Below are 13,318 nucleotides of genomic sequence, written 5' to 3'. Positions count from 1 at the left end.
ACCGGTACGGCTCAATCGTATAGCCGTGCAACGGAAAAGAGCCGCCCTTTCGGACAACTCAAACTGTAATGGGGCTATTTTAGCTACCCCCGGAAAACCGCAAGGAGTGTCCCCAACTGCCGGCAGAAAGGGAACGTCCCTAACTGCCGGATTAGGCGAGGCTCTCCAGCACGTGGCGGAGTTCCTGCTGGACGGCGTGGTCACGGTTGCAGCCCACGATGCGGTCGGCAACCGCCTTGAGCGCAGGACGCGCGTTTTCCATCGCGCAGCCCGTGCCGACAAAGCGAATGATCTCGTAGTCGTTCATCGAGTCGCCAAACGCCATGACCTCGTCGCGACCAATGCCGTAATGCTCCGCGAGCTGCGCGATACCCGAGGCCTTCGACACACCGGGCTGCATGGCATCGATCCACGCGTTGCCCGAAGGCGCAAAAGTAAAGAGCTGACCAAGTTCGCGCTGTAGCACGTACGCACTGTCCATAACCGCACTGTCGTCGCAAAAGATACTCGCTTTGATGATATTTACGCTGGGATCGGGCAGCTCCCAAATACGCTCGGCATTGGGAAGGTCCTTATCGACCTCACGCACGAACTTGCACTCGTCATCGAGCAGGAAGGACTTGGTTCGGTCAAAGAGCGCAAGATGCAGATTGGGAAACGTCCTGACGGCTTGGGCGAGCCTTCGAATCGCCAGGTGGGAATACACCTCACGGTCTACCATCTTACCGTCGGCGTAGACTTGGGCGCCGTTAGCGGCGACAAAGTCCATCTTGTCGCGAACGGGCGCAAAGAACTCGCACAGGCGATCGTAGCGACGACCTGACGATGCGGCGAAATGCACGCCATGCTCGTGTAGCGCCAGAATCAGTTCGTAGGTCTCGGGAGGCACCTGGCCGTTTTCGTCAAGCAGTGTGCCGTCCATATCGGATGCAATCAGTTTAAACATAGAAAAGCTCCCTTCGGGCTTGTTGGAATCGAACGTGTATCCGATTCCAACGTACCCAAAGGGAGCTCAAATAAGACTCCGCGGGCGTAAACGTTACATAGACCTGGCAAATAGCTCACGCGTGCCAGAGAGCCCACGACCGCGGCGGCAGGCGACACAAGGAAGAGTGTCCCCGACGACTAGTCGTTTAAGAACGTCCCCGATGACTAGTCGGCGTAGGTGAAGGTGGTGACGTCGAACATGCCCTCGGGGCGGATGCGGAGCGTCGGGATCACCGGCAGGGGCAGGAAGATGATGCCCATGATGGGGTCGAGCGGCGGCTCGATGCCCATGGCGCGCGCCTTGACCATAAAGTCGTCGTGCTGCGCGGCGACATCCTCGGCCGTGCCCTCGCTCATCAGGCCACCGAGCGCCAGCGGGATGCGCGCTACGACCTCGCCATCGCGTACCAGCACGTGGCCGCCCTGGCCAACAGCCTCGACGGCAGCCATCATGTCGGCCGCGTTGTCGCCCACCACGCACACGTTGTGCGAATCGTGGCCAATCGTCGAGGCGATGGCACCGCCCGTGATGGTAAAGCCGCGCACCCAGCCGCGACCAATGTGCTTGCCAACGAGACCCAGGCCCGCAGGACCATCACCGTCGGCGCCCTCGGCCTGCAGTGACACGCCGCGGCCGTGGCGCTCGATCAGCATAATGCGGCGCAGGCCCTCGGCGCTCTCGGGGCGAGCCATGCCCGTGATGGCCTTACCCGGTACCACGTCAATCACGACCTCGCCCGGCTTAAAGGCATAGTCAAACACGTCGAGCGAAAGCTTCGGCAGCTTAACGGAGGCGCGCAGCTCATCGGCAAGGGCCGCAACCTCGGCCATCTCGGGTGCGATCTCGCCCACAAAGGTGCCGTCCTGCGCCACCAGAGCACCGGCGGCATATACGCGATGCGGAGCCTTGGCAAACGTCAGGTCATCGAGCAACAGCAGGTCGGCGCGTTTGCCCGGGGCGATCGCGCCACGGAGCTCATGCGGGTCGCGACAGCCGTGGTCCAGGCCAAATGCCTCAGCCGTGGAAAGGGACGCCATGGAGATGGCGGCCACCGGGTCGATGCCGGCCTCGATGGCCACGCGGCAGGCATTGTCGATCATGCCGGTCGAAAGAGCATCGGAGGGAGCGCGGTCGTCGGTCGCAAAGCAGCAGCGGCGGGCGCGGGCAGGGTTCTCCAGCAGCATCGGAGACAAATTGGCCAGGTCGTGGCTGCACGTGCCCTCACGCAGCATCACATACATGCCGCGGGACAGCTTGTCGAGCGCCTCCTCGGGAATCGTCGACTCGTGGTCGGCGATAATGCCCGCTGCGGCATAGGCGTTGAGGTCCATACCGGCAACGAGCGGCGCGTGGCCGTCAACCTGCTTGGACGGCGTCTGGTTGGCAGCATCGATGCGGGCACAGGTCTCGGGGTCGGCCATAAAGACGCCCGGCAGGTTCATCATTTCGCCCAGACCAAAGACATCGCCCGGATGCTCGGCAAAAAACGCCTGCATGTCAGCGGCGGTAATCACAGCGCCCGCTTGCTCGTCGGGCAGTGCGGGCACGCACGAAGGCATCATGTACTTGATGGAAATGGGCGCACGACGACCATCCTCGATCATAAAGCGCAGGCCGTCGAGACCGGCAACATTGGCAATCTCGTGGCTGTCGGCAATGGCGGTGGTAGTACCGCGCGTCGCGGCCATGCGAGCATACTCGGCGGGACGGATGTTCGAGGACTCAATGTGCAGATGCCCGTCAATAAAGCCGGGAGCGAGATAGCGACCCTGGCAGTCGACGACCTCAGTTGCCTCGTAGGTGCCAGCGGCATCGTCGCGACCATCGTAGAGCACGCCGACGATCACACCGTCCTTGACGGCAACGCTACCGGGCGCCACACGCTGGCCATACACGTCGACGATCTGCGCATTGGTAAACAGCGTGTCGACGGGCACGCGGCCCTCGGCGGCCTCGATCACAGACCTCATGACCTCAACGGACATACATTCTCCTTTAACCGTAGAAAACAGCTGCGGAGCGGACAGGCCTTCACCGCAGCAAGCCAATAGCCATTGTATGCCCAAAAGAAAGTCCCGCTAACGCCCCTTCCGCTTAACGGTAAGCGTCCAAAAGTAGTCGTTGGGGACGTTCTTAAACGACTAGTCATTAAAGAACGTCCCCAATGACTACTTGCGACCAAGGCAAAGCCGATGTTTTGGCAACGACAGCGAGCGGGCCGCATTTGAGACAAGGTGACGTGAAACGAAAGGGCGCTGACCTTCTGGTCGCGCCCTTGAAGTTGAACGTCAGATTGTCCAAATGCGGCCCGCGCAGCGTCGGCCGGTCCGCCGTTCGGTAGAACGGCGGAACTAAATCAACTTGAAGCCCTTGCGCTTGCCCACGGAGAGGGTGTCGCCCAGCTTGAGGGCGCTCGGATCGATGTTGTAGCTCTTGGAAGCCACAGCCTTGCCGTTGATCTTGACGCCGCCGCCGTCGATGTCGCGGCGGGCCTGACCGGCGCTGGCCGAAAGGCCCAGGTCCTTGAGCAGGCCAGCGAGGTAAATCTGGCCCTCGTCGTTGACGGTCAGCTCAACGTGCTTCTCGGGGAAGTCGGCAAGCTGGCCCTCCTTGAACACACGGTCGAACTCGGCCTGAGCCTCGTCGCCGGCGCCAGCACCGTGGTAGGTGTCGCACAGGTCGCGGCCTAGAGCGCGCTTGAGCTCGTAGGGGTCGGCGGAGCCATCGGCCAGGGCGGCATCGATCTTGTCGACCTCGGCCGGGGCGAGCGAGCTGGCCAGACGATAGTACTTGCCGATCATCTCGTCGGGGATGGACATGGTCTTGCCGAACATATCCTTGGGAGCGTCGGTCAGGCCGATGTAGTTGCCATAGGACTTGGACATCTTGCGCACGCCGTCGGTGCCCTCGAGCAGCGGCATGGTAAGCGCGATCTGCGGCTCCATGCCCATCTTCTCCATGAGCTCGCGGCCGGCGAGCAGGTTGAAGAGCTGGTCGGTGCCGCCCATCTCGACGTCGGCCTTGATCTGAACGGAGTCGAAGGCCTGCATCACGGGGTACAGAAACTCGTGCAGGGCAATCGGCGTCTGGGACTGGTAGCGCTTGGTAAAGTCGTCGCGCTCAAGGATGCGGGCGACGGTGAACTTGGAGCACACCTGCAGCAGGCCGGCCAGGTCCATCGAAAGGATCCAGTCGCCGTTGTGCACGATGGTGGTCTTCTCGGGGTCCAGGATCTTCATGGCCTGGCTCACGTAGGTCTCGGCGTTGGCCTCGATCTGCTCCTGCGAAAGCTGCGGGCGGGTGGAGTTCTTGCCCGAGGGGTCGCCGATCAGCGCAGTGCCGTTGCCGATGATAAGGGTGACGTTGTGGCCCAGGTCCTGGAACTGACGCATCTTGCGCAGGGGCACGGCATGGCCCAGGTGCAGGTCGGGGCTGGTGGGATCGACGCCGAGCTTGATGTTGAGGGGCTCGCCCTTCTCAAGCTTCTTGCGAAGGTCGGCCTCGGGGACGATCTGCGCTGCACCCGAGGTGATGATACGCATTTGCTCGTCAACAGACAGCATTGGGTATCCTCCTTTTGCTATAGCACCCTCACCGGATACGGCGGTGCTGGAAGTTCATAAACCCACTAATAATAACCAAAACAGCGCGACGCGGCACCTACGACAGGAAAATCCTCGTCCTGCCGCACGCGTCGATAACGACCGGCAAACGCGTGCCGTCACGTTCGACCAAAAAGCGCGCCTGCTGACGGCGCGAGCAGTCACGGCAACGGACCTGCCCCGTTGCATCCGTGGCGCAGGCGCCCTCGGCAGTCAGCAAGCAGTGCTCGCACACCATGAGCTCGGGACGGTCGGCATCGACAGGCCCCAAGACACCGGGGCAAGCGGCAAGTTCGGCAACACGCTCCGCATCATTGCCGAGCAACTCGGCCGACAAGCACACCCGCCCCGCACCGAGTCCGCGCAGCCAGGTAAGCGTGGCCCGATTGGCACAGAACACCGGCGCCGCCACGTCAAACGTTGTGCCCAGCTCGCGGGCCATCGCCACTTGTCCCAGATTGCGGCAGACGACGCGCCCGGCACGCTGCATCAGTGAGCAGGTCCGGTCAGCGTCACCCGTGCGGAACACCTCGTCAAGCACCACAACGGCGTCGGACAAATCGAGTTCTCCGCGCGGGTCGGCATCCATCAGCTGCCAAGCAAAAACCACGCGAGTGGGAACCGCGCACTCCACCAACTCCGTCGACGCACCGCCATCCACCGCAGCGCCCTCAAAGGGCAGCACCTCAACGGCACGCGCAACGGGCGCAATCGCATCCGCCTCGGCCCGCATGCGCTCCAACACCGCCGCCGTCTGATCCAACACGCCGGCGCTGCGAATCAGATAGACCTCGCAGCCCGCGTCCACCTTACGTTTGCAATGCACGACGATGCGCTCCCCCGCAGCGGCATCCACGGGGCAAGGCACCTGTGGCCAGCGCTTGGGCACATCGGGACGCGCGTCGGCACCCGGGTAAAATCGGATTTCGAGCGTATCGCCCGCCGCCACGGCGGCATCAAGCTCAACCGTCACCTCTTCGTGACCCACCGCCACCAAGTGGCCCACGCGCACGCCCTGGTTGATCGCGCGCTCAAAGCTCATGAGCTCGGCACCCGAACGACCCCGCAGGTAAGCATCGGTAAACCCACGGTTAAACGACCTTCCCAGCTCGCGTTCAAGCTCTTCCACGGCACCGGAGTCCCACGCGCCGTCGCACAGCATATCGAGTGCCCGACGCCACACCCTCACCACGTTGAATACGTAATCGGGATTCTTCATGCGTCCCTCGATCTTGAGCGATGCCACGCCGGTGGCAACAAGCTCGGGCAGGTGCGCGATACCCAGATAGTCACGCGGACAAAGCAGGCGGTCTCCCTCGACGGCAACAACACTCTGCCCCGCCTCGTCCACTAGGTCGTACGCCAGACGGCACGGCTGCGTGCAGTCGCCGCGCATCGCCGAGCGCCCACGCCGCAAGGCCGAGAACTCGCACGCCCCCGAATAGCCGATGCAAATCGCACCGTGGCAGAATACCTCGATGGGCACGCCCGTGGCACATAGCGCCGCAATCTCGTCGACCGTCAGCTCGCGTGCCGTCGTCACGCGCTCGACCCCCAGCTCATCGGCGGCAAGCCGCACGGCACCCTCGCTATGAGCGCCCGCCTGCGTGGACAGGTGAATCTCGACCCCGGGAATCGCCGCGCGCAGCGCGCAGGCCAACCCGGCATCGGCGACAATCAGAGCATCGGCGCCCAGCTCCAGTGCATGAGCTCCCAACGCCACCGCGTCGGACAACTCATCGTCAAACACGAACACGTTGAGCGTTACGTACACACGCACGCCATGGGCATGCGCCACGGCGCAGCCGCGCGCAAACTCGTTATCCGTAAAGCCATGGGCGCTCACACGGGCGTTAAAGCCGCCCAACCCCGCATAGATGGCATCGGCACCCGCGGCGATGGCCGCAAGCATCTGGTCGAGTCCGCCCGCCGGCGCCAGCAGCTCGGGCAGCGCCGCACCGGCAGCATCCAATCCAGTCTCGTATTGTCCGCTCGGCCCCATCGTCCGAATCGCCATCGACAAACTCCTTACCAAGGTATGCATTCACTCTGAAAAATGCCGTCTTCCAGCATACACGAGGCCTCGCGCGCCCCGTTTGGTTTATCGTGTAATAACTTATGTCCATCCTGCCCCGACGGCACATCCACCGTCCGGCACGACATACCTGGAGGTCAATATATGGGTCCTCGCCAACGACAGGGACGCAGCCGTTCAAAGACGCATGCTCTGCCCATAATCCTGCTCTCGTTTTTGGGCTTTCTGCTGATTGCGGGCGTGGCATTTGGCATCGGCATGGTCGGCAACGTCAACCGCTGGCTGTCCGATCTGCCCGACTACACCGACGCCAACGCGTATCTGGTGAGCGAGCCCACCGAGATCGTCGACTGCAACGGCAACAAGATCGCGAGCTTCTACACGCAAAACCGCAAGTCTATCACCAAGGACGAGGTCTCCCCCTACGTGCTGCAGGGCACCGTTGACGTCGAGGACGAGCGCTTCTACGAGCACGGCGGTATCGACCTGTGGGGTATCGCGCGTGCTGCGGTGGCAACCCTCGGTGGCGGGCACGAAGGCGCCTCGACTATCACCCAGCAGCTTGTGCGCAACACCATCCTGCAGGAGGAGCAGTTCGACTCGACCATTGAGCGTAAGGTGCGCGAGGCCTACATCGCCATCAAGATGGAGGACATGTACTCCAAAGACGAGATCCTCATGATGTACCTCAACACCATCTATTACGGCCACGGCGCCTACGGCATCGAGGCCGCAGCCGAGACCTATCTGTCCAAGAGCGCCGCCGACCTCACCCTCAGCGAGGCCGCGCTGCTCATCGGCCTTCCCAACTCGCCTTCGCAGTACGACCCCACGGTCAACCCCGATCTGGCACTGTCTCGCCGCAACAAGGTTCTCGACAACATGCTGCGCCTGGGCCACATCACCCAGGAGGAGCACGATGCCGCACGGGCCGAGCCCATCACCCTCAACGTGACCGAAATCTCGGGCAGCGGCGTCGACGTATACTCGCAGCCCTACTTTGTCTCCTACGTCAAGCAGCTACTGGAGCAGGAGTTCTCGACCGACGTGCTCTTTAAGGGCGGCCTGACCGTCAAGACCACCATCGACCCCACGATGCAGCAGGTGGCAGAGAATGCCGTCCGCGAGCAGCTCGACACGCTCTCGCTTGACGGCCTGGACATGGGCATGGTCGTCGTCGACCCCAAGACCGGCTACATCAAGTGCATGGTGGGCGGCTACGACTACAACGCCGACGAGAACCACGTAAACCATGCCACGGCCAAGCGTCCCGTCGGCTCCACCTTCAAGGCCTTTACGCTGGCAACTGCCATCCAAAACGGCATGAACCCCAACGTCACCCTCAACTGCAACTCGCCACTCAAGGCCAAGGGCACCACGACCGAGGTCCAAAACTACGCCAACCATAGCTATGGCAACATCACGCTTAAGCAGGCAACGGCATACTCCTCCAACACCGGCTACATCCAGGTGGCGGAAGCCGTCGGCAACAGCAAGATCATCTCACTCGTCAAAAAGCTCGGCATCGATCCCGCCAAGGACAACATCGAGGACGTTCCCGTCATGACGCTCGGCACCGGCTCGATCTCGCCGCTCGAGATGGCCGCCGCCTACGCGACGTTTGCCAACGGCGGCTACTATCGCCAGCCGATCGCCATCACCGAGATTGACTCTCGTACCGGTTCGGTGCTGTACCAGCACACCGACAATCCCTCACAGGTACTTACCGAGGGCGAGGCCGCCGCGGTCACCGATGTTCTGTCCGGCGTCATGAAGGGCGGCGGTACGGGTGCTGCCGGCGCCCTGAGCGTCAACCAGCCCTATGCCGGCAAGACGGGCACCACCGACAACACCACCAACCTGTGGTTCTGCGGCTATACCCCGCAGCTGGCGTGCGCCCTGTGGACCGGCTATTCCGCGGGCGAGATTCCCATCCAAAAATACGGCACAGACCTGCTGGGCGACAGCACCAACCTGCCTGTCTTTAAGCGGTTTATGAACACCGTTCTGACCGGTACCGAGCGCGAGGAGTTTGCGACCGGAACGGCGCCCACCTACAAGAACAACAGCGTCTGGAAGTTCTACGGCACCAACAACACCAAGAAGACGGAGAACGACGACAAGGACGAGAACGAGGACGAAGAGGAAACCACCACAACGACTACCACGACGACCACGACCACCGAGACCACGGGCGGCGACACCACCGGCGGCACCGGTACGACCGGTGGCTCGACGGGCGGCTCCACTGGTGGTTCGACCGGCGGCGATGGCGGCACGCCTACGCCTACGCCTACGCCTACACCCACTCCCGACCCCTCGCCCACGCCTGACGATACGGTTGGCTAGAAATTCATCCGGCCATTAGCAACAAGGCCCCCGAGCAGCTTATTAAAGTGCTCGGGGGCCTTTTAGTTTAAAGCGACCTGGTGGACGGCCTTTATACCGGCAAACAATATAGGGGGTACCGACCAACGTCGATACCCCCTTACAAGCCACCATGTCACGCACACAGTGCCGAGCGCACGACCCGCACGCCTACTTGCGAGAATTGCTCAGCTTATTGATCAGCGCCTCGAGACGCTCGCCGTCCTCGGCCGTCTGGGCAATAACCAAAATCGTATCGTTGCCGGCAAGCGAGCCAAGCACATCGGGCAACTCTGCCGCATCAACGGCGGCGGCGATGCCGGAAGCCGTACCAGGCTGAGCCTTGATCATAACCAGATTATCGGTGCGCAGAACGCCCGTTACGAGCTCGGAAACCATACGCTGCAGGTGCAGGTCCTCTGCCAGAACATAGATACCCTCGGGGAGCTTACGCAGCCCCATATCGGCAATATCGCGAGAGACAGTCGCCTGCGTGCAATCAAAGCCCATAGCGCGGAGCTCATCGACCAGCACGCGCTGCGTGCGGACGTCCTTATTGCGCACAATATCTCTAATGGCATCCTGGCGCCCATTGCGTTTTTTAGCCATACAAACCCTCTCTCCAAAAGATGGCGGAGACAATCAATCAGTGACTGAATAGTTTAACGCTATTTGAAGGCTTTTGTGTATAAGAACGCATTTCGAAACAATTCTATGCAAATTTGTTTCGAAATGAGCCGTTTAGGCGGTTTTTGCGCCCGTCCGGTTAAGAAAAGCTGCCAGATGCGTACACATCACGCAGCGCGCGGGCTTGGCGCTGGCGATCGGCCCAAACAACAAACCGAGTCCCCGATGGTTATCCTTGAGCGCGGCGACCATCTGACGGGTTCGAGGCGTCTCGAGCATATCACGCATGCGGGCGGAACGCTCGATTGACGACACTCCATGCGGGCTAAGACACAAATTCTCGATGCAGGCGACCAGTCCGGCAAAGTAGAACTTTTGGCTTGCCAGCTTGAGCCGACCACCGCTATCTGCTTCCGAGAGTGAGTCCGCAAGCTCGTCGAGCGCTCGAGTGTCATCGGATATCCTGGCATACATGGTGGGATCAAAGGCATCTGTAAGCTTAGGTGCCACCGCGTGGAAACAAGCGTCGCCGCAGCCGGACACGAATCGTGCCTGCGAGAGCGCATAAGCCATAAACTCAACCGTACGGTACGCCTTGCCGCGCGACAGGCATGCCTCAAACAGCGGACGGCTATACATCACGCCAGAGGTCTGAGCGACTAGGCCGCCCAAAATCAACTGGGGCAGCCCAGTCACCATAGAAGACTCGTCTTCTATGGCAATAGAGGCAGCATCCAAGACGCGCGAATGGCGTTCTCGATGTGCATCATAGCGGTCGAGCGACACCGTGGGGAACACTATGTCTGCCGCAGTATCGCACGCGATATCGACCATCTTGGAAAGGGACTGCGGAGCAAACCACTCATCGGCGTTCATAGCGATGATTTGAGAGCCGCGCGAGACAGCAAAACCGGCACGAAGGCAAGCGCCGCGCTTCGCGTCCTCGACGTCAATCAAATCAATATGGATGTCCCTGTCGGCAGCAACTTGAAGCGAATGGCGCACACCGGGCGCAGCATCGCGGCAAACAACGACAATCTGCAAATCGTAGAGGTCTTGGTTCTGGATACTCTCGAGCGCACGCATCGCATAGCTGGGCGAACCTTCTACCACAAGGATCACCGAAAGTCGCGGATGCGAGCCACGTCGAACCAAGTTATCCGTCCTCTCGACAGCAATGAATCAAACCGTGGTTCATGGTACACCCCGGCAATAAAAGCAATGAGACACCGGTTGTATTGCACGCCAAGAACAGATGTTGCACACGCGCAGCCCACAGATAATGGGTGTCGACGCACGACGCGTCGAGCCCTCCCCTAGTCGAGCACGACGAGCTCGGCGGGATCGTAATCCACGCCCATAAACGTAAGGCCGCAGGCAGGAGCCGTGGGGCCCGCAGCGGTACGGTCGCAAGCATCGATGACCTCGCGCATCCACTCGGGTTCACGGCGATGCATGCCAATCGCGACAAGCGTGCCAACGATCGTACGGACCATCGAATGCAGAAACGCATTGCCCTCGATGGTAAACGTCAGGATGTCCTCGCCAAACGCAACCTCATGGCAAAACTCGGCGCGCATTACGCAGCGGTGCGTAGGTTTGCCCACGGCAGAAGCAACCTTGCAAAAGCTTTTAAAGTCCTGCTCGCCCAGCAGCGCGGGGCAGGCAGCAGACATAGCCTCAACATCCAAGGGATAGCGATGCCACCACACCGCACCGCGGGACAGCACGGGGCGCGCATCTCGATCAGCAATACGGTACGTATACGTACGGGAACGCGCGTCAAAACGTGCAGAAAAGCCTTTACGGGCCTTGTAGACCTCGTTGATGGCGATATCTTTGGGCAGCAGGGCATCCATAGCCCGCAGCCACCTACGGCGCGTTAGGGCGAGCTCAGCGTCCGTTACGGGCACGCTGATGTACTGAGCCACGGCATGCACGCCGGCATCGGTGCGACCCGCGCACGTCAGATCGATCGGACGGCGAAGCAGCGTCTCGATGGCTCGACGCAGCTCACCCGCAACCGTCGTCTGTCCCGGCTGCTCGGCAAAGCCGCTATAGGACGAGCCATCGTATGCCACGCGGAAAACGAGCGTGGCATCGAGCTCTGGAATCGAATTGAAATCAGACGGCGCGGTCATGGGCGCTCCCAACAAACAGGCAATGGCATTTCGACAAAAAAAGAGGGGTACGCGAACGTACCCCTCGAATATAGCCTATGCAGACGGATTGTCTACTCAGCGGTCTCCTCAGCAGGAGCCTCCTCGGCAGCCTCGACCTTCTTGGGAGCAGCGGCCTTCTTGGGGGCCGGAGCAGCCTTCTTGGCCTTAGGCGTGCAAGGCTCGGTGACGAGCTCCATGATAACGATGGGAGCGTTGTCGCCCTTGCGGTTACCGAGCTTCATGATGCGGGTATAACCGCCGTTGCGATCCTGCCACATACCCTGGGCAGCCTTGTCGAAGATCTCGGCAACGAGCTGCTTATCGCCGAGCTTGGCGATAGCCAGACGACGAGAGTGCAGGTCGCCCTTCTTGGCCCAAGTGATGATCGGATCGACGACCGAACGCAGCGCCTTAGCGCGAGTCTCGGTGGTCTTGATGCGGTCGTTCTCGAAGAGGGCCTTAGCAAGGCTCTTCTTCATGGCCTTGGTGTGGCTCGCATCGGTGCCGAGCTTCAGGCCCTTCTTAACGTTGTGACGCATGGTCTAGTTTCTCCTCAAATATGCGAAGCATTAAGCCTTCAGGCTCAGGCCCATGGACTCAAGCTTGTCCTTCACTTCCTCGATCGACTTAACACCGAAGTTACGGATGTTGAGCAGATCGTTCTCCGAGAACTCAACGAGCTGACGGACCGAGTGAATGCTGGCGCGCTTAAGGCAGTTGTAGGAACGGACGGAAAGGTCCAGATCCTCGATCTGCTTGTCCAGCTCGGCGTTGTCGTTGGTGACCTCGGGAGCGAAGATCGAAGCCTCCTCCTCGACCTCGGGGGTCTCGGCAAGGTTCATAAAGGCGGCCATATGCTGGTTGATGATATTGGCAGCCTGGACCACGGCGTCGCGCGGGGCGATGGAGCCGTTGGTCTCGATCTCGAGGACAAGGCGGTCGTAGTCGGTGTGCTGACCGACACGGCAAGCCTCAACGAGCTTGGCGCAACGGGAAACCGGCGAGTACAGCGAGTCGACGTGGATCACACCGATGGGATCGTTGTCGCGCTTGTTGGCCTCGCCAGAAACATAGCCGCGGCCATAGCCGATGCGCATGCTCATGGTGAGATGGCCACCCTCGGTGAGCGTAGCAATGTGCTGCTCGGGGTTGACCAGCTCAAACTCGGACGGAATAAAGAAGTCCGCACCGGTGACCTCGCAGGGGCCGTCAACCGAGATGGTGGCGGTCGCCTCGTCGGTCGTGCCGAGAGCCCTGAAGACAAGACCCTTGACATTCAGGACGATGTCGGTGACATCCTCGACCATGTTAGGGATGGTCATGAACTCGTGCTGCGCACCATCGATCTGAATAGCCTCGACGGCGGCACCCTCGAGCGAGGACAGAAGAACGCGACGAAGGGAGTTACCCAGCGTATCGCCGTAACCACGCTCGAGCGGCTCGACGGAGACACGAGCAGACGTCTCGTTGATCTCTTCGACCTGAACCTGAGGCCTAATGAATTCTGACATGTATTACCTCCAGCCTCAGCAGCCCG

At 61.0% G+C, this 13,318-nt stretch carries 10 protein-coding genes; 1 reads left to right on the top strand and 9 read right to left on the bottom strand.

Translation table 11 applies throughout. From position 1 onward, the window contains the following. Window positions 1–151: 151 nt before the first annotated feature. The 4 genes from ABHT90_RS07630 to ABHT90_RS07615 all read right to left on the bottom strand — a co-directional run bounded on the left by ABHT90_RS07630 (window position 152) and on the right by ABHT90_RS07615 (window position 6,607). The gene (locus ABHT90_RS07630) at window positions 152–946 is read right to left on the bottom strand and encodes a Cof-type HAD-IIB family hydrolase (protein WP_346982123.1); all 795 of its coding nucleotides are present in this window, start codon (window positions 944–946) and stop codon (window positions 152–154) included. A gap of 206 nt (window positions 947–1,152) precedes the next feature. Further along, on the bottom strand, window positions 1,153–2,973 hold the full coding sequence (locus ABHT90_RS07625; protein WP_346982122.1) for an adenine deaminase: 1,821 nt from the start codon (window positions 2,971–2,973) through the stop codon (window positions 1,153–1,155). Window positions 2,974–3,339: 366 nt separating this feature from the next. Further along, window positions 3,340–4,551, bottom strand: coding sequence for a tyrosine--tRNA ligase (gene tyrS / locus ABHT90_RS07620; RefSeq protein ID WP_118256634.1), 1,212 nt, complete (start codon window positions 4,549–4,551; stop codon window positions 3,340–3,342). A gap of 97 nt (window positions 4,552–4,648) precedes the next feature. Beyond that, window positions 4,649–6,607, bottom strand: a complete 1,959-nt coding sequence (locus ABHT90_RS07615; RefSeq protein ID WP_346982121.1) for a U32 family peptidase — start codon at window positions 6,605–6,607, stop codon at window positions 4,649–4,651. 162 nt (window positions 6,608–6,769) lie between these two features. On the opposite strand from ABHT90_RS07615, the gene ABHT90_RS07610 reads away from it, so the two are divergent. Further along, complete coding sequence (locus tag ABHT90_RS07610; RefSeq protein ID WP_346982119.1) at window positions 6,770–8,974, top strand: transglycosylase domain-containing protein; 2,205 nt, start codon at window positions 6,770–6,772, stop codon at window positions 8,972–8,974. A gap of 189 nt (window positions 8,975–9,163) precedes the next feature. Here the strand turns inward: ABHT90_RS07610 and ABHT90_RS07605 are convergent, their stop codons facing one another. The 5 genes from ABHT90_RS07605 to ABHT90_RS07585 all read right to left on the bottom strand — a co-directional run bounded on the left by ABHT90_RS07605 (window position 9,164) and on the right by ABHT90_RS07585 (window position 13,292). Next, window positions 9,164–9,601, bottom strand: a complete 438-nt coding sequence (locus ABHT90_RS07605; RefSeq protein WP_006235280.1) for an arginine repressor — start codon at window positions 9,599–9,601, stop codon at window positions 9,164–9,166. 132 nt (window positions 9,602–9,733) lie between these two features. Continuing rightward, window positions 9,734–10,732 carry a glycosyltransferase family 2 protein gene (locus tag ABHT90_RS07600; protein ID WP_346982118.1) on the bottom strand — a complete coding sequence of 333 codons (999 nt, stop codon included), beginning with the start codon at window positions 10,730–10,732 and terminating at the stop codon, window positions 9,734–9,736. A 203-nt stretch (window positions 10,733–10,935) separates the two neighbouring features. Beyond that, window positions 10,936–11,760, bottom strand: coding sequence for a tRNA pseudouridine(38-40) synthase TruA (truA, locus tag ABHT90_RS07595; protein WP_346982117.1), 825 nt, complete (start codon window positions 11,758–11,760; stop codon window positions 10,936–10,938). 92 nt (window positions 11,761–11,852) lie between these two features. Then, the gene (gene rplQ / locus ABHT90_RS07590; RefSeq protein WP_055287451.1) at window positions 11,853–12,320 is read right to left on the bottom strand and encodes a 50S ribosomal protein L17; all 468 of its coding nucleotides are present in this window, start codon (window positions 12,318–12,320) and stop codon (window positions 11,853–11,855) included. A 30-nt stretch (window positions 12,321–12,350) separates the two neighbouring features. After that, window positions 12,351–13,292 carry a DNA-directed RNA polymerase subunit alpha gene (locus ABHT90_RS07585; protein ID WP_006235276.1) on the bottom strand — a complete coding sequence of 314 codons (942 nt, stop codon included), beginning with the start codon at window positions 13,290–13,292 and terminating at the stop codon, window positions 12,351–12,353. Window positions 13,293–13,318 lie beyond the last annotated feature (26 nt).

Source organism: Collinsella aerofaciens (genome assembly GCF_039758815.1).
GTDB lineage: Bacteria > Actinomycetota > Coriobacteriia > Coriobacteriales > Coriobacteriaceae > Collinsella > Collinsella aerofaciens_BP.
Note: the sequence above shows the minus strand (reverse complement) of the source record. Positions and strands in the feature narration are given on the sequence as shown.

Coding starts and splice junctions, on each gene's coding strand:
- ABHT90_RS07625 (WP_346982122.1), bottom strand. CDS start 2,973: ATGTCCGTTGAGGTCATGAGGTCTGTGATCGAGGCCGCCGAGGGCCGC.
- ABHT90_RS07605 (WP_006235280.1), bottom strand. CDS start 9,601: ATGGCTAAAAAACGCAATGGGCGCCAGGATGCCATTAGAGATATTGTG.
- rplQ (WP_055287451.1), bottom strand. CDS start 12,320: ATGCGTCACAACGTTAAGAAGGGCCTGAAGCTCGGCACCGATGCGAGC.
- truA (WP_346982117.1), bottom strand. CDS start 11,760: ATGACCGCGCCGTCTGATTTCAATTCGATTCCAGAGCTCGATGCCACG.
- ABHT90_RS07630 (WP_346982123.1), bottom strand. CDS start 946: ATGTTTAAACTGATTGCATCCGATATGGACGGCACACTGCTTGACGAA.
- ABHT90_RS07615 (WP_346982121.1), bottom strand. CDS start 6,607: ATGGCGATTCGGACGATGGGGCCGAGCGGACAATACGAGACTGGATTG.
- ABHT90_RS07610 (WP_346982119.1), top strand. CDS start 6,770: ATGGGTCCTCGCCAACGACAGGGACGCAGCCGTTCAAAGACGCATGCT.
- ABHT90_RS07585 (WP_006235276.1), bottom strand. CDS start 13,292: ATGTCAGAATTCATTAGGCCTCAGGTTCAGGTCGAAGAGATCAACGAG.
- tyrS (WP_118256634.1), bottom strand. CDS start 4,551: ATGCTGTCTGTTGACGAGCAAATGCGTATCATCACCTCGGGTGCAGCG.